This is a genomic window from Pseudomonas sp. Pseusp10 (assembly GCF_059492225.1).
This window is the reverse complement of record NZ_CP168528.1, coordinates 4105346-4130887: the sequence shown is the minus strand read 5'-3', so window position 1 is coordinate 4130887 and position 25542 is coordinate 4105346. Positions and strand designations below refer to the sequence as shown.

Genomic DNA, 25542 nt, shown 5'->3' with positions numbered 1-25542 from the left:
AACGGCACCGATTCAGTTGTTTGCCGCTTGGAATTACTGGCCACATTCACTCCTCTGATTCGGGGGCTGCCTATGCATGCGACTGACGCATGGACGGGCAGTTCAGTTTGCCTTTAACGCCGACGCGCCAAATCTGACACTCTGCGGCGCTCTCAGGCTTTTCGCGAGCAAGCTCGCTCCTACAGAAAAGTGCAGTGGGCTTAGACGAAGACAATTTCATAAGGCAAACGGATGTGTTCCAGCAGCGCCCGGGGCAACAACGGTGCGAGGCCGATGGCCGGTTCGCCGTCGAGTTGGCTGGCGTAGGCGTGGGTGGCGTGGCTCTTGCGGGCGACGGTCCAGGTATCGAGGCGCACCTTGCGGGCACGATGCCAGGGAATCAGCTCCCGGTCCCGTGCCGGCCAGTGCCAGGCCCAGAGCGGTACATCGTTGTAGGTTGCCCCGGCGTTGGCTGCCGCCCTGGAGCTGGCGCGGCCAACGGTGTCGTGATCGACGTTGCCGTCCTCTTGCCAGGTGCTGAACACCACATCACCGGGGCGCAGGTAGCGTGTGATGAATTGGGCGATCTGCTCTTCGTGTTCCACCAGCGCGTTATCGGTAAACCCGCCACGAATCCACTTCAGGCTGTGCATCGGCAACCCGAGTCGGCGGATGGCTTCCACGCTTTCCTGAGGGCGAAATACGCTGAGGCGTTTTTCCGACCACTGCCGAGAGCCCGGATGGCTGGCGCTGCCGTCGGTGATCGAAATCAATTGCAGCGGGTGTCCCAGATTGCTGAGCAGTTGCAGGAGGCCGCCGCAGATCACGACTTCATCGCCGGGGTGCGGGGCAATCAGCACCGCGCGTGCGCCGGTGGGTACCAGGGTTTGGGTGCTGATAACCGGAATGCTGTCCAGTTGCGGGGCACTGTTCCAGATTTGTGATGGCAGGCTGGCTTCGCTGACGGAAACGAATTTCATCGGTAGTACGTCCTTGTTCTGCTTCGCCTTCAGTCGTGGGCGATCCAGGCCCGGCAGACCCGTGAAGGCTCGTTGATAGCAATGTGCGACAAGCCCAACCCTGGATGGCCGCGCATCGAGTATTGCTCATGTCGCGCTATTCGTCGCATCGCGAACTTGACCAATGTGATTTTTCCGCTCTACGGCAGTGGCGTCGTAAATTCCTGAACCTCGCCGTTACTCTTCTTCCTCATGCTGCAACTCGAACAGCAGCAACGAGCGGCCGGTGACCGAATACTCGTGGCCAAACTCAAAGCGTTCCTGGCCGCGGATCGACGGCTGGTTAGTGTCGATCATGCACGTCCAGAAACCGCCGTCCGGCACTTCCGGCAGGCGGAAATTGACGATGTCGTGATGGGCGTTCACCACCAGCATCAACGTCGCGTCGACGCCTTTGCGGCGAATACCGGTTTCCTGGGCGCGGCCATCGAGCAGCATGCCCAGGCATCGGTTGTGCGCATCGTGCCAATGCTCGGTGGTCATTTCCGTGCCGTCCGGCGCCAGCCAGGTCACATCCTTGACGCCGATGTCCTCGTTGTAATTGCCCACCAGAAAACGCCCACGGCGCAGGATCGGGTACGTCAGGCGCAACTTGATCAGACGTTTGACGAACTTGAGCAGGGCCTTGCCGTCTTCGCTGAGGTCCCAGTTGACCCAGCCGATCTCGCTGTCCTGGCAGTACGCATTGTTGTTGCCGTCCTGGGTGCGGGCGAATTCGTCGCCGGCCACCAGCATCGGCGTGCCCTGGGCCAGCAGCAGGGTGGCGAAGAAATTGCGCATCTGCCGATGCCGCAGCGCGTTGATTTCGGGATCGTCGGTGGGGCCTTCGACGCCGTGGTTCCACGACAGGTTGTTGTTGCTGCCGTCCTGATTGTCTTCGTCGTTGGCTTCGTTGTGTTTGTCGTTGTACGACACCAGGTCGTTGAGGGTGAAACCGTCGTGGGCGGTGACGAAATTGACCGATGAGTAGGGCCGTCGGCCACGTTGGTTGAACATTTCGCCCGAAGCGGTCAGGCGGCTGGCAAAGTCCGCCAGTTGCCCGTTGTCGCCTTTCCAGAACCCACGCACGGTGTCGCGGAATTTGTCGTTCCATTCGACCCACCCCGGCGGAAAGCGGCCGACCTGATAACCGCCGGGACCGCAGTCCCAGGGTTCGGCAATCAGTTTGACCTGGCGCAGCACCGGATCCTGGCGGCAGGCCACGAGGAAACTGTGGCGTTCGTCGAAACCGTCGTGATAGCGCCCGAGGATGGTCGCCAGGTCGAAGCGGAAGCCGTCCACGTGCATTTCCGACGCCCAGTAGCGCAGGGAGTCGGTGACCATTTGCAGGACGCACGGGTGGCTCAGGTCCAGGGTGTTGCCAGTGCCGGAATCGTTGATATAGAAGCGCTTGTCATCGGGCTTGAGGCGGTAGTAGGACGCATTGTCGATGCCGCGCATGGACAGGGTAGGGCCTTGTTCGTTGCCCTCGGCGGTGTGGTTGTAGACCACGTCGAGGATCACCTCCAGATTGGCTTCGTGCAGGTGCGCGACCATTTCCTTGAATTCGGCAATCTTGCCACTGGCCAGGTAACGCGGGTCGGGGGCGAAGAAGGCAATGCTGTTGTAGCCCCAGTAATTGGTCATGCCCTTGTGCAGCAAATGCTGGTCGTTGACGAACGCGTGGATCGGCAGCAACTCCACGGTCGACACGCCGAGCTTGCGGATGTGTTCCACCACATCATCGACCATCAACCCGGCAAACGTGCCGCGCACGTTTTCGGGGACGGCAGGGTGACGCATGCTGAAGCCGCGCACATGGGTTTCATAAATGATGGTCTTGTCCCACGGCACGCTGACACGATGATCGTGGCCCCAGGTGTGCGCCGGGTCGATGACCTTGCACTTGGGCACGAAGGGCGCGCTGTCCCGTTCATCGAAGCTGAGGTCGGCGTCGGGGTGGCCGATGGTGTAGCCGAACAGCGCTTCGGACCATTTGAGCTTGCCGACCAGTTGTTTGGCGTAGGGGTCGATCAGCAGTTTGTTGGGGTTGAAACGATGACCGTTGGCCGGGTCGTACGGACCGTACACGCGATAGCCGTAGATCAGCCCCGGATGGGCGTCGGGCAGGTAGCCGTGATAGATCTCGTCGGTGTATTCGGGCAGTTCGATGCGTTCGAGTTCCACCTCGCCAGTGTCGTCGAACAGGCACAATTCAACCTTGGTGGCGTGGGCGGAAAACAGGGCGAAGTTGACTCCCAGTCCATCCCAGGTGGCGCCCAGCGGAAAGGGCAGGCCTTCGCGGATTCGTGTGGTTTCGGCACGAGGGGCTGGCGCGGAGGCTTTCTTTGGACTGGTCATAAGTGCTCCTGGCTACAAATACTCGCTGATCAGCATTGGAACCTGTGGGAGCGGGCTTGCTCGCGAAGGCGGTGTGTCAGGCAACATCAATGCTGGAAGTGATGGCCTCTTCGCGGGCAAGCCCGCTCCCACAGGGACCTGCGAGTCGCCACAGATGGCAGCCACACCATCAAACACTGTGGGAGCGGGCTTGCTCCGGGCGGCGTTCCGACGAAGGGGCCTCAAGACCTATTCAAACCGCGGGCGGTTTTCGCGGCGCCCGGGGCTTTTTTTCGACGGCCTTTTCTCCCGGCGGGATCACTTTTGAAGCCGCCGCCGGTTTGGCCTTGGTTTTTGGCGTGGCGACCTTGGCATCGCCAGCCTTGCCATTGGCCGTTTTGCTGACCGGGGTTTTGCTCGCCGCTGCTTTAGCCGGTTTTTTCGGAGCCAGGGCTTCGGCTTCTGCCAGTTTGCACGCCATCTCCCAGTGACGGGCTTCCTGACCTTCGGGTTTTCCTTCGGACTCCCAGATCTGATAGGCGAATTCGCGGATGCGTTTATCGTCGGTACTCATCGCAATGCTCCTGAACTGAACTCAAGTGTAGGTAGTTTGAATAAAGAGATTGACCGGGAAATCCCCCAGCGCGGCGCTGATCAGCAGCTCTCTGTGTTTTGTGACTGTGATGCCGGAAAAAAGTCCCTGCAGATGTTCGTCAGGGACGGTGAACGGCAGTTTGACCCGGGTATCGCCCCATAGCGGCGCGTGGACCTGCGGTTCGGCACTGTTTTCCAGCAGTTCGGCACAACGTATCGGCACAATCACGATGGCGCGTTTTCCCTCCCGTTCACGGACAAAACCCAGCACTCGATGGGCCTCGTTGCCCACCACTTCCAGGGCCTGGTAAGTGCCACGCCGAAACAGCTCGGCATGCTCGGCACGCAGGTTCAAGGTGCGCGCAATCAAGGCTTGTTTGATGCGCCCGTCACGCCAGTTCGCCAGCAGGTCAGGTGGATCAACCGTTGGCTGCATCGCCTGCTGGCGGCGGGTGTAATCCACCGGTCGACGATTGTCCGGATCGACCAGGCTGAAGTCCCAGAAATCGTTGCCTTGATAAAGATCCGGCACGCCGGGCACGGTCATGCGCAGCAAGGTTTGCGCCAAACCGTTGAGCGCACCGGGGACGGCAATCGACCGGGCAGCCTTGGCGAGGGCGGCACGCAACAGCTCACCTTCGGGGCTGAGCAACAGGCGCCGGATGAAGTCCTCGCTCGCTTGCTCGTAAGTCTCATTGGGCGCGCTCCAGCTGCTTTGCAGTTTGGCTTCACGCAGGGCTTTGCGTTGCCACTGCCAGAGGCGTTTTGCGTAGTCCTCGAGCGCTGGCGGATCGTCGATACCCAACTCCAGCGGCCAACTGCCGAGGATCGTCTGGTACAGAATCAACTCATCGCCCGCCGATGGCACTTGATCGTCATCGCGCAATGGCCGGGCGAGGGCGCGCCAGAGGCCGATCTGGTCGGCATACCACCTGCTGCGTTCGCTCAAGACCGCCAGCCGCGCCCGTGAATCTTCGCCGCGCTTGTGGTCGTGGGTGGCGCTGGCCAGCAGATTGTCCGGGAAGGTCTCAAGGCGCTCGATGCAGGCCTGATGAAAGTCGGCGACCGCTGCGCCGAACTGTTCGGTGTTGAAGCCAACGTCATTACGCGAGAGCAGGACTGCCGAACGATAGAGCGCGGTGTCTTCCACCGCTTTCGCTGCGGCTGGCGAGGTCAGTTGCTGGAAGCGTACACAGGCGTGCTTGAGGCGTTTGCGCGGGCGACCGGCCGGGCGCTGCCGCCAGGGCTCACCGCCAAGCCAGCCGGCCAGGCAGTCGAGCACCGGCCAGTCCGCTTCGCCCAGGGTTTGACGGGCGCCGTCCATGGCCTGCTGGAAAAACACCTCGTCTTGGGCCGAACGGCCAAGGGCGCTGATGTAGGTGCGGTACACCGGGAAGTGCACGATCAGCGCTTGCAAGGCCCGGCGAATGGCGCCGAGGGTCAGGTCGCGGGTCATGAGATTGTCCCGGGCCACTTGCAGCAAGGCCTGGGCGACGCTTTCGAAATCCCCGGCCAGGGAACCGTTGAGGATTTGCTGGCGGGCCAGTTGTGCTTCCTGGGAAAAGTCGGCGGACCGCTCGCTGTGGCGCTTCCAGCGTTCGGTCAGCACCTGTGCACCCTGAGGGTCGGTTTGCAGCAGTGACAATTGATTCATGAATTCGTAGCCGGTGGTGCCGTCCACCGACCAGTCGCGATGCAGGGTTTCGCCTTCGCCGAGGATCTTTTCAACATAAATCGGCAAGTGGCGGCCCGCCGACAGACTGTCCACCCGGCGGCGCAGTTTTCGGCAGTAGCCTCGCGGGTCGGCGAGGCCGTCGATGTGGTCGATGCGCAACCCGTCGATCAGCCCTTGCGCCACCAGTTGGAAGATCTTCGCGTGGGTGGCTTCGAACACGGCGGGACGCTCGACGCGCAGTCCGCCGAGTTCATTGATATCAAAGAAGCGCCGCCAGTTGATGTCATCGGCGGCCGTGCGCCAGCTGGCGAGGCGATAGCTCTGGCGTTCCAGCAGGTTGTGCAGGCGCTGGAAGCCTTCGCCGGTGAGTGAGTCGTAGTTTTTCAAGTGTTGCTCAATGGCCTGAGCAATGAGCGGATCGCTGACCAGATCGCGCAGTTCTGCTTTGAGCGGCATGGCCAGGCTGCGGGCGTCGGTCTGGTAGCTCAGGGTGCTGAAGCGATCGGCCAGGGTCTTGAGTTGTTCGGCCTGTTGCGCATCAAGCGGTGCATCGACCCTGAGCAACTCGCCGTAATCGCTGGGGCAAATGGGAAAGCGGTGTTCATAGTGCTCGACATGGAACGTGCCGTGCCAGGCATCGAATCGCAAGGGCAGGGTGCCGTCCTGCAGCGCGACGCCGTAGTCGCTGCCCAGAAACGGCAGGAGCAACTGGCCTTCCATCAACGGATCGGGGGAGTGCCACTGGATATCGAAAAACTCGCCGTAGGGGCTCAGGCGCCCCCACTCCAACAAATCCAGCCACCAGGGATTATCACTGCCGCCGACCGCCATGTGGTTGGAGACGATATCGAGGATCAAGCCCATGTTCTGCCCGTGCAAGGCACTGACCAGGCTGCGCAGCGCTGCCTCACCACCCAGCTCCGGGTTGACCCTGGTCGGGTCCACCACGTCATAGCCATGCAGGGACCCGGCGCGGGCGCGCAACAGCGGGGAGGCATAGACATGGCTGATGCCGAGGTGGGCGAAATACGGCACCAGTGGCACTGCATCTTCCAGCGTGAAGCCTTTATGAAATTGCAGCCGCACAGTGGCGCGCAGCGGGCGGGTCAGCACTTGAGTCATCGATCACGCTCGGCCGCCTGAAGTCGCGCACAGGCGAGCAGTTCCAGACGCCGCGCGGCATCCGGTCCATCGAGCAGGGCTTCGCTGTAACCGGGCAGGCGCCGCGACCAGTTGGGGTGTGTATCGATCGTGCCGGGCAGATTGGCCTGTTGTTCCACGCCAAGGGCATCTTCCAGCGGCAACAGCACCAAAGGTGCCCGGGTATGGCCGAGAAAACGCACGCTGGCATCGAGCACCTGGTCGGTTTCGTGGGACTCTTCGCGAAAGTTTTGCGGGTCCTGGCTCAACGCCCGGCGCAGGCCTTCGCGCTCACGTTCACGGTGCTGGCGCCATTCGATTTCAGCGCTGGCATCGACCAGGCCGAGCCGGGCGTTCCAGTCGATATCGTGGCCATGCCACCAGCCGTTGAGGGTGGGCAGGTCATGGGTGCTGGTGGTCGCCAGGGCGTTGTCCGGCCAGTCGAGGATGGGTTTGAAGTGCGTGTTGTCCTGTTCGAACAGCAATACCCGCATGCCGAGTATCGAACGGGCGATGAGTTTTTCCCGCAGGCCGTCCGGCACGGTGCCGAGGTCTTCGCCGAGGACGATGGCTTGATGGCGATGGGATTCCAGGGTCAGCAGACGCAGCAGATCGTCCACCGGGTAATACAGATAAGCACCGTCGGCCGGCGGCGAGCCGTTGGGGATCACCCACAAACGCTGCAAGCCCATGACGTGGTCGATGCGCAAGCCACCGGAATGGGCGAAATTGGCCCGCAACATTTCGATGAAGGCCCGGAAACCATTGCGTACCAGGCCTTCAGGGGAGAACGCGGAAATCCCCCAGCCCTGGCCACTGCGGTTGAGAATGTCCGGCGGCGCACCGACGGTGAGGGAGGCGAGCAGTTCGTCCTGGCGGCTCCAGGCCTGGCTGCCGCCGCCATCGGCGCCGACGGCCAGGTCGGCGATCAGGCCAATACTCATGCCGCTGGCGCGGGCGGCGGTTTGCGCGCGCTCCAGGCAGCGGGTGATCAGCCACTGACAGAAGGCGAAGAAGCCGATGCGCCCGGCATTTTCTTCGGCAAATGCCGCCAGTTCGGCGCTGCGCGGGTTACGCCAGGGTTCGGGCCATTGCCGCCAGTCGAGGTGTTCACCGCGGGCGGCGCGAGCCTCCTGGATGGCCTCGAAGCGGCAGTGGTTTTCCAGGGCTTCGCCAGCGGCGTGACGAAAGCTGCTGAAGTCTTCGTGCAACGGGTGTTCGCCGTGGACGAAACCTTCGTACAGCGACTGCAACACCCGATGCTTGGCTTCGGCGGCGGCCGGCCAGTCAATCAACGGACGCTCTTCCAACTCCTTGAGTTCTTTTGCCAGTCCGGTTGCATCAATGGCGGCACGCAGTGCGCGTTCGCCGAGAATGGCGCCGGGGGCGCAGTAAAGGCTGTTGAGAAACAAACGGCTGGACGGCGAATACGGGCTGTAGCGTTGGGTGTCACTGGAAAACATCGCATGCAACGGGCTGATCGCCAGCGCCTCGGCGCCACGCTCACCGGCCACCCGGGCGAGGTCCTCCAGTGCCTGGGTGTCACCAAACCCGCCATCGCCGGGGCGGCGCAATCCATACAGCTGCACGCTCAGGCCCCAGGCACGCGGGATCGGATTGTCCACGGCATCGGCCACGCTGTAGCAGCGGGACGGGGCCACGGCCAGGGTGAAGGTTTGTCCGTCGATGCTGACTTGTTGATAGCCGACCGGTACCAATCCCGGCAACACCGCGTTGGCGTCCAGTTTCAGGTTGAGTCGCGAACCGTCTTCGAGGTGGATTTCGCAAGGGGTTCCAGGCTTGAAGTAACGTGACAGATCCAGGCCCACTCCCACATCGGCGGTGATCAATGGCGGCAAGCGGTGCGTTTGTTGCGCCGCCTGCAATTCCAGCAGGCTGGCGTCGATTTCCTGGGCACTGCCGGCCGGGTGGCCAAGGCCGGTCAGCACGTTGCGCAACACCGAATGCGCGACTTTTTGCGGGCGACCGTTGGCGTCGATCCAGTCGACCGCGAGGCCGGCACGGCTGGCCAGGATTTCCAGTTGCGCATCACTCATGGACGCTCTCCATACGAGGTAGCAAGGGGGGCTGCGGCGGCGAGGCTGACGAGCGCGCAATACGGGGCAAGGGTGCCTTGGGCCAGCAGGTCGGTGCTCTGTGGCGGGTATTCGAACAACTGCACGGCGCCGGACTGTGAGGTGTGGACTACGGGCCTGTCGCTGAGGTTCAGGTCAATGCGCAATTGGCTGCCGTCGCCCAAACGCCAGGCTGCGCTGACCGCGCCTTCGCCCAGCACGTCGCTGCCCAGTGCCTGGGCGCCCGGCAGGCGCGGGATGATGAGCCGGTGACGGATCTGCAACAGTCGGCAATACAGGTCGTGCATCTCGCAATGGCCGGTCGATGGCAGGACAGGGCGGGATGCTGCAAACGTCTGCGGATCATTCGGGTCCGGAATGTGTTCGCGCAGGTCAGGGTCCGCAAACGCGCTAAGCGCAGCGAACTCGTTGCGCCGGCCGTCGCGTACCCGCTTCGCCAGTTCACCATGATGGCTGGTGAAGAACAGGAAGGGTTGTTCGACGGCAAACTCGTCGCCCATGAACAGCAGCGGAATCATCGGCGACAACAGCAGCAACACCGTGGCGGCCCGCAGCGCTTGCGGGTGGGCGAGTTGATGCAGGCGCTCGCCGAAGGCGCGATTGCCGATCTGATCATGATTCTGCAAAAACAAAATGAATGCGCCGGGCGGCAAATGCCCGCTGGGTTCACCCCGCGCCACACCATGGCGGTTGAGATGGCCCTGGAACGCGAAACCCTGGTTCAGGCAGCGCGCCAGTTGTTCGGTGGGGTTTTGCGCGTAGTCGGCGTAATAGGCATCGGTTTCGCCGGTCAGCAAGACATGCAAGGCGTTGTGGCCGTCGTCATTCCATTGCCCGTCGTAACCCTGTTCGAGCAGGCTGGCCTGGTTGTGTTCGTTCTCCACCATCAGCCAGACATGCCGCGCCGGTCCCGTCTGCTCGCGCACCCGTCGCGCCAGTTCCTGAAGGAAATCCGGGTCTTCGATGGCGTGTACCGCGTCCAGGCGCAAACCGTCGAAGCGGTATTCCAGCAGCCACATCAAGGCGTTTTCGATGAAAAAGTCCCGCACTTCGCGGCAGCGGAAATCGATGGCCGCACCCCACGGAGTGTGTTGGTCTTCGCGGAAGAAACCCTTGGCATAACGATGCAGGTAATTACCGTCCGGGCCGAAGTGGTTGTAGACCACGTCCAGAATCACCGCCAGGCCGTGGCCGTGGGCGGTGTCGATCAAGTGCTTGAGTTGTTCGGGTGAGCCGTATGAAGCCTGGGGTGCGTAGGGCAGGACGCCGTCATAACCCCAATTACGCTCACCGGGAAACTGCGCGATGGGCATCAGTTCGATCGCGGTGACGCCCAGTTCGACCAGCCGCGCCAGATGCGTCTCGACGGCACTGAAGCCGCCGAGCGCACCGACGTGTAACTCGTAGATCACCGCCTCGTTCCACGGGCGTCCGAGCCATGCACTGTGTTGCCACGCATAGGCCAACGGATCGACCACCACACTGTGCCGGTCGATATCGCCGGCCTGAGCGCGGGAGGCAGGGTCAGGCACTTCCAGCTCACCGTCGATGCTGTAGCGGTAACGCGTGCCTGCCGGGCAGCGGGTGTTGCTCACGAACCAGCCGTCGGCCTGGGGCAGCAACGGCAAGGACTGTCCATTTTCCAGTTCGACACTGACGTAGAACGCATCTGGCGCCCACAACGCGAATCGCGTGTGCTCGGCATCCAGCATGATTGCGCCGTGGGGCCAGGTCTCAAGGGTCCGTAACGGCATCTTGAAAGCCTCTTACTGTTTGTTCGATTTCCCCAATGCCTTGGCCACAAGCTGTTCGTAGAGCTCGGCGTAGGGTTCGACCGCCTTGCACCAGTTGAACGGCGCTGCCATGGCCCGGCAGCGCATGGCGTGCAGCAGGTCGGGGAAGGCGAACACCTTGAACGCGCGGCTCAGGGCTTCCTGGTAGCTCTGCACAGTGGATTCATCGAACAGGAAACCGGTCACGCCGTTTTCGATGGTGTCAGCCAGGCCACCGGTATTGCGCGCTACCGGCAATGAGCCGAAGCGCTGGGCGTACATCTGGCTCAGGCCGCACGGCTCGTAACGCGAAGGCATCAGCAGGAAATCGCTGCCCGCGAACATGCGCCGGGCGTCGGTTTCGTTGAAGCCGATGCGCACGCCGATCTGCCCCGGGAAGCGCAAAGCCAGTTCACGCATCGACTGTTCTTCTTCCGGCTCGCCACGGCCGATGATCGCGATCTGCCCGCCGTTTTTGACGATGTACTCGGAGACCGCTTCGGTGAGGTCCAGGCCTTTCTGGTAGACCAGACGCGAAACCACTGCGAACAGCGGCCCTTCGGAGTCTTGCAGGCCGAACAGCTCGCGGACATGGGCAGCGTTCACGGCCTTGCCGTCCCAGTCGCCGATTTCGAACGGGCAGAACAGGTGCGGGTCGGTCGCCGCATCCCAGCTTTCATCGATGCCGTTGGGAATTCCGCTGAGCAGGCCTTGCTGGGTCTTGGCGGCGAGAAAACCGTCGAGTCCGCAGCCGAATTCCGGGGTGGTGATTTCCTGGGCGTAGGTCGCGCTGACCGTGGTGATGTGGCTCGAATAGGCCATGCCGGCCTTGAGGAACGACATCTTGCCGTAGAACTCCATGCCTTCCTGTTGCAGCGCGTGATGGGGAATGCCCAGTTCGGGGCACGAACCCAGGCTGATCACGCCTTGATAGGCCAGGTTGTGAATGGTGAATAGCGTCGGCGTGCGCTGCCCACGCCAGTGCATGTAGGCCGGGGCCAGGCCAGCCGGCCAGTCGTGGGCGTGGACCAGGTCCGGGCACCAGTGGATTTGCGCGAGGTTGGCGGCAATATCGGCAGCTGCCAGGCCGAGGCGGGCGAAACGGATATGGTTGTCCGGCCAGTCGCGGCCATTGTTGGCGCCGTAGGGCGAACCTTCGCGCTCGTAGAGTTCGGGGCAGATCAACACGTAAATGACCAGACCGTCGGGCATGTCCATGCGCCCGATCTTGCACGGTGGCAACGCCGCATGACCGCCGAGCTCACCGATGATATGAATGGGGTTCTCGCTGTGCAGTACCTGCGGGTAACCCGGGATCAGTACCCGCACATCGTGCAGGTGGGCCATGGCCCGTGGCAGTGCCGCGGAAACGTCGCCCAGGCCACCGGTTTTCACCAGGTCGGCAATTTCCGAGGTGACGAACAACACTTTTTTACGGTTCGGATTCTGCTTGGCTACCGGGGCCGGCGTCCTGGTGCCAGGAACACTGATGGGTTGGGTGTTTGCGGCAGTTACGGCGCTCGACTCGCCGATCTGATGAGCACGCTCTCCCTGTATTTCCAAAGCCGTACTGATCATATGAATCTCCCGTGTTGTTGATCTAATTCTTAGGTCTGGCAAACGGTGTCTCACGGCCAATTCCCGTGGCCGGGCGCAAACGCGCTACGCATCATTGAGCAAGCGCTGCCCAATGCGTCGAAGCAAAAGGGGTGAATGAGCCGTTGCAAAGATTGCACCAGTCGCAACGCACCTTCTTTTCAGAGGACCGATCGGGATTGGAAAAAGTTTCGACTATTTTTCCACTTTGTGACCGACTGGTTTCGTCTTGAGAAAATGAGTCTAGGCCAGAACTTAGAGCGGTAAAGGCCAGATGGCAAAATTGTTCGACAATCGGTTTGTAGCGGTACGGACGTGCCTGATCGAGGTGCAAACGCGCCGACGAAGTGCAGGTTTTTTTGCGTTTTGGCCCCAAAAAGTCACTGGGCAGTCACATAAATGTGCGACGCGCTTTGAGGGCCTTGCACTGTTATGGTGCGTGCCGGCAAGTCCCGCATTTGGCCGAACCACTGCCTTACTGCCCACCTTGGTGCCTTGTTATAGTTCGGGCCTCATTTTTGCCCGCAAAAGGATCACTGGCATGTCTCAGTACAGCGCGTTCAACGTCGAGCTGGTCGATAAAATCGCCCATGTGCAGATCAACCGCCCGGAGAAGATCAACTCAATGAACGCCGCGTTCTGGAGTGAGATCGTCGAGATCTTCCAGTGGATCGACGACACCGATGAAGTGCGCGTGGTGGTCCTCAGCGGGGCAGGCAAGCATTTTTCCTCGGGTATCGACCTGATGCTGCTGGCCGGTGTGGCCAATGAATTGGGCAAGGACGTGGGGCGCAATGCGCGCCTGTTGCGGCGCAAGATCCTTACCTTGCAAGCGTCGTTCAACGCGGTCGATAACTGCCGCAAACCGGTACTTGCGGCCATACAGGGTTACTGCCTGGGTGGCGCCATCGACCTGATTGCCGCGTGCGACATGCGTTATGCCGCCGAGGATGCACAATTTTCGATCAAGGAAATCGACATCGGCATGGCCGCCGACGTCGGCACGTTGCAACGCTTGCCGCGGATCATCGGTGACGGCATGCTGCGCGAACTGGCTTACACTGGTCGCACGTTCGGTGCCGACGAAGCGCGGGGCATGGGCCTGGTCAATCGCGTCTACAGCGACAACGCCAGCCTGCTCGACGGCGTCATGGGCATTGCCCGTGAAATCGCCAGCAAGTCGCCGATCGCAGTCACCGGCACCAAAGAGATGATCAGCTACATGCGTGACCATCGCATCGATGACGGCCTCGAATACGTCGCTACCTGGAACGCCGCCATGCTGCAATCCACCGATCTGCGCGTGGCCATGGCTGCCCATATGAGCAAACAGAAACCCGAATTTCTGGATTGATTAATCATGATTCCTCGCTGGACCACCGCAGTACTGGACACCGATCAACCCGGCGGCTGGGCCATTGCGCGCAGCCCCGAAGGCTTTCTGTTCGATGACAATGGCGCTCTGTTTCCGCGCGAATGGCTCAAGCGTCAGGACCTGGCGATCCTCGCCGAACATGGCATCGGTCATCTGGACGGTGAGCCGGTCTACCTGCTGGAGCTGCGCAATCACAGCGAAGTGCCGGGTTGCAACTGGAAAGGCCTGCGGGCGTTCATGCTGGAAGGCGATCACACGATCTACAAGGTACTCGGTTACGCCGCGCAGATCGGCACCTGGGCCCGCGAGCACCGCTTTTGCGGTAACTGCGGTCAGGCCATGACCCAGGTGCCGCGCGAACGGGCGATGTATTGCCAGCCGTGCGATCTGCGCAGCTACCCACGGATTTCGCCGAGCATGATCGTACTGGTGACTCGAGGTGATGAAGTGCTGTTGGCACGCTCACCGCGTTTTGTCAGCGGCGTCTACAGCACCCTGGCCGGGTTTGCCGAGCCGGGTGAATCGGCCGAGGACTGCCTGATTCGCGAGGTCCGTGAAGAGGTGAGCATCGAGGTCAGGAACATCCAGTACCTGGGCAGCCAGTGCTGGCCGTTCCCGCATTCGATGATGCTTGGTTTTCATGCCGAATACGCCAGTGGCGAGATCATCTGCCAGGAGGACGAGATTGAGGACGCCCAGTGGTTCAACGTTCGCGACTTGCCGCCGTTGCCGGCGTCACGCTCGATTGCCCGTTACCTGATCGACGTCTATGTGGCGCGGCGTTTAGGCCACGCTGAACCAGTGCTGCCAGGCTAGGCGCACGGTCAGGCCCAGCACCACGGTGATGAACACCGGACGAATGAATTTCGCGCCGCCGCTGATGGCGGTGCGGGCGCCGAAGAAGGCGCCGACCATCAACGACGAGCCCATGCACAGGCCGATGATCCAGTCCACCTGACCGGAAAAGATGAAGATCGACAGCGCCGCTGCGTTGCTGACGAAGTTCATGCTGCGCGCCACACCGCTGGCCTTCACCAGGTCGATGGGGTAGAGCAGCAGGCTGCTCACGGTCCAGAACGCGCCCGTACCGGGACCGGCCACGCCGTCATAGAAGCCGAGGCTGAAGCCTTGGGTCGACTGCCACGTTTTCTTGATCGGTGCGTTGCTGTCCAGTGGCGCTTTCGGCGTGCCGCCAAACAACAGATAGACGCCGCAGGCGAAGACGATCACCGGTAGCATTTTGTTCAGCCATTCCGCCGGCAGGTAATGCGCGACCACGGCGCCGGTCAGTGCACCGACCAGGGTGCCGACGATGGCATGAATCCATTGTGCTGGATGGAACAGCTTGCGTCGGTAGAAGGTGAAACTGGCGACGGCCGAGCCGAAGGTCGAACTGAGTTTGTTGGTGCCCAGCACCAGGTGCGGCGGCAGGCCGGCAGTCAACAAGGCCGGGGTGGTCAACAGACCACCGCCACCGGCGATGGCATCGATGAAACCGGCAACAAAAGCGACAAGGGCCAGGATGGCCAGGGTGGAGAGGTCAACGCTGAGTTCGAAAGGCATGGGATCGGCTTATTCGGCGGGTGCAGAAAGAGGCTGCGGGGAAGGGCAGCATCTTAACCACCTGCACAACACAAAACCATTGTGGGAGCGAGCTTGCTCGCGATGGTGGCTGAACAGTCAACAAATCTATTGCCTGTCACACCGCTATCGCGAGCAAGTCGGATCGCCGCACCGTCGCTCCCACAGGGATCAGTGAAAATTTTAGTTACAGGCCCAGATCCGACAGGCTCGGATGATCGTCAGGACGGCGCCCCAGCGGCCAGTGGAACTTGCGCTCGCTTTCCTTGATCGGCATGTCATTGATGCAAGCAAAGCGGCGGGCCATCAGGCCGTCCTCGTTGAACTCCCAGTTTTCGTTGCCGTAGGAGCGGAACCAGTTACCCGAGTCATCGTGCCATTCGTAGGCATAGCGCACGGCGATGCGGTTGTCGGTAAATGCCCAGAGTTCCTTGATCAGCCGATAGTCCAGCTCCTTGGCCCATTTGCGGGTCAGGAAACCTTTGGCTTCTTCGCGGTTATGGGCGAACTCGGCGCGATTGCGCCATTGGGTGTCCAGGGTGTAGGCCAGGGACACGCGATCCGGGTCGCGGGAGTTCCAGCCGTCTTCAGCCAGGCGAACTTTCTCGATGGCCGATTCACGGGTGAAAGGGGGCAATGGCGGACGAACTTCGGCATTAGACATTTAAAGTCTCCGTATCAAGTTGATGTTAAAACATATTGTCGAGCTTGATTGAGTTGCTACAGGTCCAATAACTTTCGCGCCATGCATTGCGCATTATCGGCGGCACTGTGATCACCCGTTACAAGCGCCACGGTAATGGCACCATCGATCAGGATCAGCAGCTGTCTGGCCAGCATCTGCGGATCCTCGGCACCATATTCGGTACACAGCTCGCACACGTAGTCGAGCAGCTTCTGTTTATGCTCCCTGGCGACCAGGCGCACCGGGTCTTGCGGGTCGCCGGTTTCGCCACTGGTGTTGATGAAGGCGCAGCCGCGGAAGCCTTCGGAGGCGAACCACGTTTCAAGTACGGTAAACAGGTTGAGCAGCCGCCCGGTCGGGGTTTGTGCCTGGTTGACTTCGCTTCGGTACCAGTGCATCCAGCGTTGATCGCGGCGTTGCAGGGCGGCCACGACCAGTTCGTCCTTGTTGGCGAAGTAGCGGTAAATGCTTTTTCTGGAGACGCCGGCGGTCTTCACCAGGAGATCCATGCCAGTAGCAGCGATGCCACTCTTGTAGATTAACTTTTCGGTGACATCCAGAATGATGTCGCGTGTGTCATTGCTAGTGATTTCGTTCATGTGGCTAACAGTAGAATGATCGTTCTCCTTGGTCAATCGATATTTTTGTAGTGCCTGATAAATGGTCTTCGCGAGCAAGCCCGCTCCCACAAGGGAACGCATTTCAAATGTGGGAGCGGCGGTGCGACGATTCGACTTGCTCGCGAAGAGGGCATTACAGACAGTAACAAGACCCGAACCCAGCGATGGTGTAAGCTCACGGGTTCTTCGGATTCGACCCATTGCGAGCCCTATGCCGTCGCTTTTCAAACGTTCCCTGCTGCCCAAGCTGCGCAGTTTTCCGCTGACGGCCGATGCCGTCGGCATCCTCTCCGGCGCTGCCGAATTCCGTCGTTGCCTGCTGGAGAAAATCGCCAGCGCGACCCGGCGCATTTACATCGTTGCGCTGTACCTGCAACAGGATGAAGCCGGCCAGGAAATTCTCGATGCCTTGCACGCGGCCAAACTGGCGCGTCCGGAACTGGACGTGGTGGTGGTCGTCGACTGGCTGCGCGCCCAGCGCGGGTTGATCGGTGCCGGCAAGCAGGCGGGCAACTCCGCCTGGTATCAGGAAATGACCCGCACCCATGAAAGTGTTGTGCCGGTCTACGGCGTCCCGGTGCAAACCCGCGAACTGTTCGGTGTGTTGCACCTTAAAGGCTTCGTGATCGATGACTGCGTGATCTACAGCGGCGCGAGCCTGAACAACGTCTATCTGCACAAGTTCGACAAGTACCGCTACGACCGCTATCACCTGCTGCACAATCGCGAACTGGCCGATTCGATGCAGCACCTGGTGCAGCACGGTCTGCTGCCCTCCAAAGCGGTGCACCGCCTCGACCTGCCGAACCTGCCGACCACCCGCAGCCTGCGCAATGACATCGGTGACTTGCGCAGCCGCCTCAAGCACGCGGCGTACGACACCACGCGTGGCACCACTGACAGGACCGGTTTGTCCGTCAGCCCGTTGCTCGGCGTCGGCAAGAACAATCCGCTGAACCGAGTGATCTGCGAACTGATCGCCAGCGCCCAGCAGCAACTGACCATTTGCACACCGTACTTCAACCTGCCGCTGGCGATCATCCGCGAGATCAACCGCGCGCTGGCCCGTGGGGTGAAGATCGACATCGTGGTCGGCGACAAGACCGCCAACGACTTCTACATTCCGCCGAGCGAACCGTTCCGGGTCATTTCGGCGCTGCCGTATCTGTACGAAATCAGCTTGCGCCGGTTTGCCAAGCGTCATCAGCGCGACATCGACAGCGGCCAGTTGAACCTGCATCTGTGGCGTGATGGCGACAACACCTATCACCTCAAGGGCATGTGGATCGATCGGTGCTATACCTTGCTGACCGGCAACAACCTCAACCCGCGAGCGTTTCGACTCGATCTGGAAAACGCCTTGTTGATCGATGATCCCCATGGCGAACTGCTGGAGCCGCGTCGCAATGAGCTGGCTGAGATTTTCCAGCATACCCGGCGAATCGAGCACTTCCAGAACCTGGAAACACTGGCCGAATACCCTGTGGGTGTGGCCAAGTTCCTCAAACGCGTGAGTCGGGTGCGGATCGAGCGGTTGCTCTATCGCATCTTGTGAGTTTCTGCGGGCCTCAGAAAAGCAATCGCGAGCAAGCTCGCTCCCACAGGGGATCTGCGTTGAGCGGGCGGTTTCAGCTAATATGCCCCCCACTCGAACAAGAACAGGGCTTGCCGCGATCCATGTCGGAAAAAGACACCATCTCCATTCAACTGGTGCGTGAAGCACTGTTGCAAAGCTGCGCGCCAGGAATTGCCACGCAAGAGGTGTTGAACAAGGTTGGCATCGCCCCGCAGTTGTTGGACAGCACCGATGCCCGCGTTCCGGCCACTGCTTATGCACGTCTGTGGCGATTGTTGGCACGGCGTGGGGATGATGAATTTTTTGGCATGGACCCACGCAAACTGAAATCCGGCAGCTTTGCGTTTCTGTGCCGCAGCGCCATGGTCCAGCCCAACGTGGCGGCGGGACTGGTCAGCGGCCTGGCGTTTCTGTCGTTGATCCTCGAACACTTGCCGGCGCAGTTGGTGCGCCAGCAAAGCCTGGCGGAAATCGTCCTGCTGGAGGACGACAAAGACCCGCGCCGGGCCTTCACCTATTTCACCTACTGGATGATCGTGCACGGCGTTGCCTGCTGGCTGGCAGGACGACGGATTCCGATCCTGGCCATCGAACTGCGCTGTTCGAAACCGGATTTCTGCGATGACTATCAGGTGATGTTTTCCGAGAACCTGCGCTTTGACCGTCCGCGTACGCGGATGATTTTCTCCGCCGATTGCCTGGACCTGCCCATCAAGCGCAGCCCTGAGGAACTCAAGCGATTCCTGGCTCATGCGCCGGCGAACATCCTGGTCAAATACCGCGACCCGCAGAGCCTGGCCAGTCGCATCAAACACGATCTACGCCACTTGCCGGCAGAACACTGGCCGGAAACCGAAACCCTGGCGCAACGCCTGTGCATGTCGGCCTCAACCTTGCGCCGCCGTCTGGCCGAAGAAGGGCAAACCTATCAAGGCCTCAAGGACAGCGTGCGCAAGGAACTGGCAATTGTCTGGCTGGCAGAGCCAGCAATCAGCTTCAGCGATATCGCCACGCGGCTTGGGTTCGCTGACGTCAGTTCGTTCTACAAGGCGTTTCGCAAATGGTCGGGGTCAAATCCGGGGCACTACCGCAGCCTGATTCTCAATGACACCGAGTAGGTTCAGCGGCGCAATGACCATTCTTCGCGAGTGATTTCCCAGACTTCCAACGGGAAGTTTCCGCTGACAAAGCTGCCTTCGTCCGTGCGAATCAAGCGCATTCCCGTGCGTTGGGAGAGTCTGCGTGAGCCGATGTTAGGTACCGCTTTTGGCACCCGCAGCACGATGCGCCCCAGCGTATTGAACCAGTACTCGGTGACTGCAGCGCTGGCTTCTGTCATCAATCCCTGACCTTGCCACTTCGGGCCGAGCCAGAAACCGCGATTGTTGTCCTGTTCGCTCATCAGGCTGATGTTACCGATCAACTGCTCCGGGGCCGATTTCAGGCGGATCGACCAGTGCCATTCCTCGCCACGGGCGATGGCTGGCATTGCGTTGTCGCGCAGGTACGTTAATGCACCGTCGGCCGGATAAGGCCAAGGCACCAAGGCGTTGAGGTAGCGCACCACTTCCCAGTGCGGGAAATGTTGCTGGATGGCATCGGCGTCCGCCAGTTCCAGCGGGCGCAGGATCAGGCGCTCGGTGTAGAGCGTGGGGGTGTCGTCCATGGGGGTATAGCTCCTTGAGTCAGGCTGTTAACGGTTGCCAGTGGACGATCCAGGCAAATTGAGCGTACCACTGTCCACGAAGCGCATCGTGTTGAACACCCCACCCGAGAGCTTGCCGCGCAGGACATAAGGCATGTTGTTGAGCCGTTTCATTTGGCTGATGCCATAGGTCTGGCGGACCACCGAAAACGCCGAAACGCTGACCGGCACGCTCACGACGGTGTCGGAAAAACGCCCGATCGAGCCACTCTCATCGCTGACGCCGGAGGCGAATGGCTGGCCGTTGATGTCCAGGTCCAGCGCGACGCCGTTGTAGGTGATGGTGGTGTCATTGGGGTTCTGCACGCGGATTTTCACGGCAAAGCGCACTTCCATGCCCTGGCCTTGCAAGGGCTCGATGCCCACGACGTTGATTTTCAACGGGTCTTGATTGGGCAGAGAGGAACAGGCGCTCAGGCAGAGCAGGAGGGAAATCAGGACTGCGTGGACGCTGCGCATGGACGTGCTCTCATCTGGAAAAAGGCTGAACCGCCAGCGGCTCAGCCCTGGAGCCCGTCTAGCGGTTTGATTGTGGGACCCTGGCAGCCGTTGCGGGTTCATCCCTGGCGGTCACATCGGGGTTCTGCATCACCTGAAGCACGGAGGCCTCCGGATCGAATTCGTCCTCTTCCAGTTCGATGAATTCCTCGGGCAGGAAGATATTAAGAACGATAGCGCACAGCGCGCCGACGGTGATGGGCGATTCGAAAATGTTGTGCAGAGCCTTGGGCAGTTCACGCAAGACTTCCGGCACGGCGGCCACACCCAGGCCCATGCCGACGGAAATCGCCACGATCAGCATGTTGCGCCGATGCAGGCCGGCCTCGGCGAGAATCTTGATCCCGGCCACGGCGACGGTGCCGAACATCACCAGTTCCGCGCCGCCCAGTACCGGTTTTGGCATCAGTTGCAGTACCGCGCCGATCATCGGGAACAGGCCAAGTACTACCAGCAGGCCGGCAATGAAAAACGCCACGTAGCGACTGGCCACGCCCGTGAGCTGGATCACTCCGTTGTTCTGGGCGAAGGTCACCATCGGCATGCTGTTGAACACCGCGGCCATGGCCGAGTTGAGGCCATCGGCGAGCAGGCCGGACTTGATCCGGCGAATGTACACCGGGCCTTTGACCGGTTGCCGGGAGATCATCGAGTTGGCGGTGAGGTCGCCGGCGGCCTCCAGCGGAGACACCAGGAAAATCACCGCGACCGGAATGAACGCCACCCAATCGAAGGAGAATCCGTACTTGAACGGCACCGGTACGCTCATCAGCGGGACTTCGGGCAGGCTGTTGAAATTCACCTGGCCCATGAGCCATGCCACCACGTAGCCCAGGGTCAGGCCGATGACAATCGCCCCCAGGCGCAGAAACGGCACGTCCACCCGGTTCAACACCACGATGGCTCCCAGCACCAGCGCCGCCAGGGCCAGGTGACTGGCAGCACCCAGGTCCGTTGCCCCGAAGCCTCCGGCGATGTCGGTCATGGCGACCTTGATCAGCGACAAGCCCATCAGCGTGATGATGGTCCCGGTCACCACCGGGGTGATCAGCATGCGCAGCTTGCCGATGAACTGGCTCAATACCACTTCAATGAACGCGGCAAAAAAGCACACACCGAAGATGGTCGAGAGAATCTCATCGGTGCCGCCGCCCCGGGCCTTGACCATGAAGCCGGCACTGAGAATCACACTGATGAACGAGAAACTGGTGCCTTGCAGGCACAACAGGCCCGAACCCACCGGGCCGAAGCGCCGCGCCTGGACGAAGGTGCCCAGGCCGGAGACGAACAGCGCCATGCTGATCAGATAAGGAATTTCGCTTTGCAGGCCCAGGGCGCTGCCCATGATCAGCGTCGGGGTGATGATGCCGACGAAACTCGCCAGCACATGTTGCAGGGCGGCGAAGACGGTGGCAGTTAGATGCGGGCGGTCATCGAGGCCGTAAATCAGGTCGCTGTGGCGTGGAGCAGGGGCTTTTTCGGAGGCGGTCATGGTGGTTTGCGTGCCAGAAGGCGGGCCGGGTCAGAAAATGGAGGCGCAGGATGCCAGAACCGCCGGGCCACGGCAAAAGAACCTCCAAATCAGTGGTTTACAGTCGTGGCGCCAACACCTCGCCGACGCTGCGGCGTTTAGCGTGCAATTGGCTGGCCTGGATCAACTGTTCCAGGTCCTCGGGCGTGACGTCATAGAACGCTTCCATGTCAGCCAGCGCCAGTTTCAGGTCTTCGACGGTGATGGCCTGACGGTCCACCGGCGGGTGATCGGCAGGAATCGTGACCACTGGTTCGCTGGCACTCTTGGGGTAGCGAATGCGGGTCAGGTTGTTATAGGCCAGGGCACAGAGCAGCATCGTTGCAGCGCCGAGCATCACCGGCCCGATGGCTTTCCAGTCCATGGCAATGGTCGCCGGATCGGCCAATACCAGGGTCAGGGCCAATGCACCGGCCGGTGGATGCAGGCACCGCAACCAGCACATCAGGATCAACGCCATGCCCGCCGCCAGACAAGCGCTACCGAGGGTGCGGCCCAATACATGGGCCAGCAGCAGCGCAATCACCCCGGCGCTCAAGTAACCGCCGAGAATCGACCAGGGCTGGGCGAGCGCGCCGGAAGACACAGCAAACAACAGCACCGCCGACGCCCCCAGTGGGCCGATCAGGTGCTGGGCCACCTCGATGCCGAATACCTGACCACAGCACCACACGCTGAGCAGCGTCCCCAGGGCCATGCCGATGGCGGCGCGGCTCCATTCGGTGGGACGGGTATTGATGGCGGCGGGCAACCAGCGAGCAAGCATTTTGACAAAAACTCCGGCAAAAAAAATCGAGGCAAAAAAAGGGCTTAGCTGGGAAACCCAGAAAGCCCTTGAAGGTGTTCCAACTATTGGGGGAGGAACAGGCACAGTGTGCCGTTCAATCAAGGCACTGACAAATTCATATTAATGAGCTTTCAGTGCATTAATTTTGCTTTAAGTTGCCCCGTCGGCCGCTTATGTAGCACAGCAAACCGCCCAGCGCAGCCAGTGCACTCAAGGCATAAAACATCGTCGGTGCCGGGGTGTGCATCAACATGAAGCCGCAAATCACCGGGCTCAACGCACCGCCAAGCGCAGCAAGGTTTTGCGCGCCATAGTAGCTGCCGCGCAGCTCTTCCGGAGCCAGGGTGTCGACGAAGAGAAATTCGGCCGGATAAATAATGATTTCACCGAGGGTGAAGATAAACATTGCCACGCACCAGCTCACCAGACTGTCTGCCAGGCTGAAGCCGATCAGGCCGAGGATGAACAGGCCGGTACCGGCAACAATCCACTGGCGCAGTTGCTCGCGTTTGAGGAAGCGCCCGATCTGGTACTGCAACAGGATCACACTGATGGCGTTGCAGGCGAGCAGGGCGGCCATGATTTCCATGGTGTGTTGGGGGTTACTGGTCACCAGCAGGTATTGCGACAGGTAAAACGTGAAGCGTCCGTGCACCACTGTGCTGAGCAGGCAGCCAGCGGTGAACAGGATCAGGGTGCGGTCGTTTTTCAGGGTGATCAGGGTTCTCAGAAAACTCTGCGCCTGACCGGTGAGCGGAACACTGGCCGGGTCCCTGGGAATGCCGGTCATCAAGAAAATACTGAAAAAGGCGATGGCCGCCGCAACCAGGAATGGCGCGCTGGCAAAGGCACCGGCGATCAGCACGCCGAGCATCGGCCCGACAGCGTAGCCAATGTTGGTCAGCGTATAGCTCAGGGAAAACGCTCTGGCGCGCTGGCCCACCGCAAGGTTGTCGCTGAGAATCGCTTTCGAACCGATCAGGAACAGCGATGAGGCGGTTTCAGTGACGATCAGGGTGATCGTGGTCAGGTAGAGGTTTTCAGCAAAGGTCAGCAACACCAGGCCGATAGCGCTGGACGCCATCGACAGAACAAGCAATCGGCGTTTTTCGAAGCGATCGATAATGTAGCCGCCATACAGGGAGAGCAGGGTGGCGACGAACACGGCGATGCCGAGCAGCAGACCAACGTCCTGTTGATTGAGGCCAAGCTTGTCGCTGACGAACAGTGTGAGCAGCGGACTGGTGATGGCACGGCTGACGACGATGGTCAGTGAACAGATCAGCAGGCGGCGGATGAGGGGGGAGTAGGTGGTCAAGGGGTGAATGTCCTTATTCGATTGGGCCGGCATCAGCCCAATCGTGGACGCTACTCTAGCAGCCGGACACTGGGTGGTTGCTACAGGATTTACTGGCGGTGCAGCAACACAAAATCATTCTTGTCGAACCGCCCGCTCAGCACGGGTGGCAATGCACCAACAGCCGTGCCTTGCAATGCTTTATAGGCGTTCAGGTCCATCATCAACCACGCAGGCCCTTTGAGGTTTTCCAGTTCCAGGGGCGACTCGGTGAAAACCGGTTGCAGGTCCTGTTTGATGTTGACCATGAACTTGATGGCCTTGGCATCCTTGCCCATCGCGTGCATCACCAGCGGCGCGGGGTCTTTTTGCATCAGGTCGACAGTGGCGCGGCTGAAGGTCCGGGTGTCGTAGAGTTGTCGTTGGACAGGCTCGAATTGCAGGATGTAGAACGACCAAATTGCCAGGACCGCGCAAAGAGCCAGTGTTTGCGCTCGCCAGCGGGCGCGCTTGAGCGCTGCCAGGGCGATCACTTGCAGCAGGCCGAGAATGATGAACAACGAAGTGAGGTGAGCCACTTCCTCGGGGAATTTTCGCCGGACTACCAGCAATGCCACGATCAGCAGGCCCGGGATCAGCAGCCACAGGCCCTGCATCAACCCACGCAGCAAACCAAACAATCGACCCTGTGTGGCGTAGAACGGATACGCCGCCACAATGGCCGCCATGGGCAGCATCGGCAGCAGGTAGCGGGCTTTTTTCGCCTGGGGGATCGAGAGGCCAATCATCACGATCAGTCCGGCGGCGACGCAGTATTGCAACAGGCGCAATACCGGGCCGGTTTCCCGGCGGTCGCAGATTCCGACCGCCATCAGCGCCAGCACTGCCAAGGGCCACGCCAGTGCGTAATTACCCACCGAACTGGTGAAGTAATACAGCAAATCGTTGGAACCCTCGGTGCCGTCCATGCGACCCATGAACTGCATGCGAATCACATCTTGCAAAAACGCCGGGCCGCCACTGACATCTGCCAGCCACAACAACAGACCGATGCACACCGCCAGCAGCAATGCTGCCAGCGACCCGAAGGCGATCAGCCGCCGCCATTGGCGACCCACCAGAAAATAGCTGCAGAGCATCCCCGTAGGAATGACCAGGCCGATTGGCCCACGAATCCAGAAGCCCAGCATCAGCAAGGCAAAGACCAGCCCCCAGCGGCGCGGCGCCGCGAAGTGATCGGCGGCATAGCCCAGGTAGAACACGCTGAACGCGACGGCCGCGAGCATCAGGTCGAGGGAAACGGCGCGGGTTTCAGTGATGAAGGTGTTGGTCAACAGCATCAAGGCGATGCTCAGCAGCGCCCAACGCGTGGAATAGGGCGCCAGCAAGCGGTACATCAAGGTGACGATGACCGCTGCGGCGATGGCGCTCGGCAGCCATGCGGTCAGGCTGGTGACCTGGCCGAACGGCAGCGAAAGCAGCCAGATGAATATCGTTGAAAGTCCCGAATAGTCTGCGTAGGGCTGGCCATAGGTCGTCGGAAAAAACGACGGCCCATTGCGCAGCATCTCCTGGGCGAACAGCACGAAGCGCGAATCGAAACCGATGGCCGCCTGCTGGTACATCCCGGCGCAGAACAACAACAGCGCCAACAGACCCAGCGCGAGGGACTGTTGACGGATGTGAGGGATCATGAG

The 25542-nt window shown here is 60.8% G+C and carries 20 protein-coding genes; 4 read left to right on the top strand and 16 right to left on the bottom strand.

Annotated elements, in window-relative coordinates; genetic code table 11:
• Positions 1–200: 200 nt before the first annotated feature.
• The 7 genes from ACEN8Z_RS18600 to glgA all read right to left on the bottom strand — a co-directional run bounded on the left by ACEN8Z_RS18600 (position 201) and on the right by glgA (position 12172).
• Positions 201–959, bottom strand: coding sequence for a PIG-L deacetylase family protein (locus ACEN8Z_RS18600; RefSeq protein WP_495595198.1), 759 nt, complete (start codon positions 957–959; stop codon positions 201–203).
• 216 nt (positions 960–1175) lie between these two features.
• On the bottom strand, positions 1176–3338 hold the full coding sequence (glgX, locus tag ACEN8Z_RS18595) for a glycogen debranching protein GlgX (RefSeq protein WP_495595197.1): 2163 nt from the start codon (positions 3336–3338) through the stop codon (positions 1176–1178).
• A gap of 232 nt (positions 3339–3570) precedes the next feature.
• Positions 3571–3891, bottom strand: coding sequence for a DUF2934 domain-containing protein (locus ACEN8Z_RS18590; protein ID WP_495595196.1), 321 nt, complete (start codon positions 3889–3891; stop codon positions 3571–3573).
• 21 nt (positions 3892–3912) lie between these two features.
• Entirely contained in the window at positions 3913–6708 is a 2796-nt protein-coding gene (locus tag ACEN8Z_RS18585; RefSeq protein ID WP_495595195.1) for a malto-oligosyltrehalose synthase, read from the bottom strand.
• A complete protein-coding gene (gene malQ, locus ACEN8Z_RS18580; RefSeq protein WP_495595194.1) occupies positions 6705–8783 on the bottom strand; it encodes a 4-alpha-glucanotransferase in 2079 nt (692 codons plus the stop codon). Before malQ ends, ACEN8Z_RS18585 begins: the two co-directional genes overlap by 4 nt.
• Positions 8780–10576: a malto-oligosyltrehalose trehalohydrolase gene (gene treZ / locus ACEN8Z_RS18575; RefSeq protein ID WP_495595193.1), complete on the bottom strand. Its 1797-nt coding sequence runs from the start codon at positions 10574–10576 to the stop codon at positions 8780–8782. Before treZ ends, malQ begins: the two co-directional genes overlap by 4 nt.
• 12 nt (positions 10577–10588) lie before the next feature.
• Positions 10589–12172 carry a glycogen synthase GlgA gene (glgA, locus tag ACEN8Z_RS18570; RefSeq protein WP_495595192.1) on the bottom strand — a complete coding sequence of 528 codons (1584 nt, stop codon included), beginning with the start codon at positions 12170–12172 and terminating at the stop codon, positions 10589–10591.
• Between the two features lie 559 nt (positions 12173–12731).
• On the opposite strand from glgA, the gene ACEN8Z_RS18565 reads away from it, so the two are divergent.
• Both ACEN8Z_RS18565 and nudC read left to right on the top strand, forming a co-directional pair.
• Complete coding sequence (locus tag ACEN8Z_RS18565) at positions 12732–13544, top strand: crotonase/enoyl-CoA hydratase family protein (protein WP_495595191.1); 813 nt, start codon at positions 12732–12734, stop codon at positions 13542–13544.
• Between the two features lie 6 nt (positions 13545–13550).
• Complete coding sequence (gene nudC / locus ACEN8Z_RS18560; RefSeq protein ID WP_442099719.1) at positions 13551–14381, top strand: NAD(+) diphosphatase; 831 nt, start codon at positions 13551–13553, stop codon at positions 14379–14381.
• Here the strand turns inward: nudC and ACEN8Z_RS18555 are convergent.
• The 3 genes from ACEN8Z_RS18555 to ACEN8Z_RS18545 form a co-directional block, all read right to left on the bottom strand.
• On the bottom strand, positions 14349–15128 hold the full coding sequence (locus ACEN8Z_RS18555; RefSeq protein ID WP_008000349.1) for a TSUP family transporter: 780 nt from the start codon (positions 15126–15128) through the stop codon (positions 14349–14351). The two genes, nudC and ACEN8Z_RS18555, sit on opposite strands and share 33 nt — an antisense overlap.
• 205 nt (positions 15129–15333) lie before the next feature.
• Positions 15334–15810, bottom strand: a complete 477-nt coding sequence (locus ACEN8Z_RS18550) for a nuclear transport factor 2 family protein (RefSeq protein ID WP_495595190.1) — start codon at positions 15808–15810, stop codon at positions 15334–15336.
• Between the two features lie 56 nt (positions 15811–15866).
• Positions 15867–16430 carry a TetR/AcrR family transcriptional regulator gene (locus ACEN8Z_RS18545; protein WP_495598158.1) on the bottom strand — a complete coding sequence of 188 codons (564 nt, stop codon included), beginning with the start codon at positions 16428–16430 and terminating at the stop codon, positions 15867–15869.
• Between the two features lie 232 nt (positions 16431–16662).
• Between ACEN8Z_RS18545 and pssA the strand changes: the two genes are divergently transcribed.
• Both pssA and ACEN8Z_RS18535 read left to right on the top strand, forming a co-directional pair.
• Entirely contained in the window at positions 16663–18006 is a 1344-nt protein-coding gene (gene pssA, locus ACEN8Z_RS18540; RefSeq protein WP_495595189.1) for a CDP-diacylglycerol--serine O-phosphatidyltransferase, read from the top strand.
• A 122-nt stretch (positions 18007–18128) separates the two neighbouring features.
• The gene (locus ACEN8Z_RS18535) at positions 18129–19145 is read left to right on the top strand and encodes an AraC family transcriptional regulator (RefSeq protein WP_495598157.1); all 1017 of its coding nucleotides are present in this window, start codon (positions 18129–18131) and stop codon (positions 19143–19145) included.
• A gap of 2 nt (positions 19146–19147) precedes the next feature.
• On the opposite strand, the gene ACEN8Z_RS18530 is transcribed toward ACEN8Z_RS18535, so the two are convergent.
• The 6 genes from ACEN8Z_RS18530 to ACEN8Z_RS18505 form a co-directional block, all read right to left on the bottom strand.
• Positions 19148–19693 carry a GNAT family N-acetyltransferase gene (locus ACEN8Z_RS18530; protein WP_495595188.1) on the bottom strand — a complete coding sequence of 182 codons (546 nt, stop codon included), beginning with the start codon at positions 19691–19693 and terminating at the stop codon, positions 19148–19150.
• A 27-nt stretch (positions 19694–19720) separates the two neighbouring features.
• Positions 19721–20191, bottom strand: coding sequence for an LEA/WHy family protein (locus tag ACEN8Z_RS18525; RefSeq protein WP_495595187.1), 471 nt, complete (start codon positions 20189–20191; stop codon positions 19721–19723).
• Positions 20192–20249: 58 nt separating this feature from the next.
• A complete protein-coding gene (locus ACEN8Z_RS18520; protein ID WP_495595186.1) occupies positions 20250–21722 on the bottom strand; it encodes a nucleobase:cation symporter-2 family protein in 1473 nt (490 codons plus the stop codon).
• Positions 21723–21819: 97 nt separating this feature from the next.
• Entirely contained in the window at positions 21820–22527 is a 708-nt protein-coding gene (locus tag ACEN8Z_RS18515) for an HPP family protein (protein WP_495595185.1), read from the bottom strand.
• Positions 22528–22687: 160 nt separating this feature from the next.
• Positions 22688–23866 carry an MFS transporter gene (locus ACEN8Z_RS18510; protein WP_495595184.1) on the bottom strand — a complete coding sequence of 393 codons (1179 nt, stop codon included), beginning with the start codon at positions 23864–23866 and terminating at the stop codon, positions 22688–22690.
• Between the two features lie 89 nt (positions 23867–23955).
• Positions 23956–25539 (bottom strand): ArnT family glycosyltransferase, encoded by a 1584-nt coding sequence (locus tag ACEN8Z_RS18505; protein WP_495595183.1) that lies wholly within the window; start codon positions 25537–25539, stop codon positions 23956–23958.
• Positions 25540–25542: the final 3 nt, after the last annotated feature.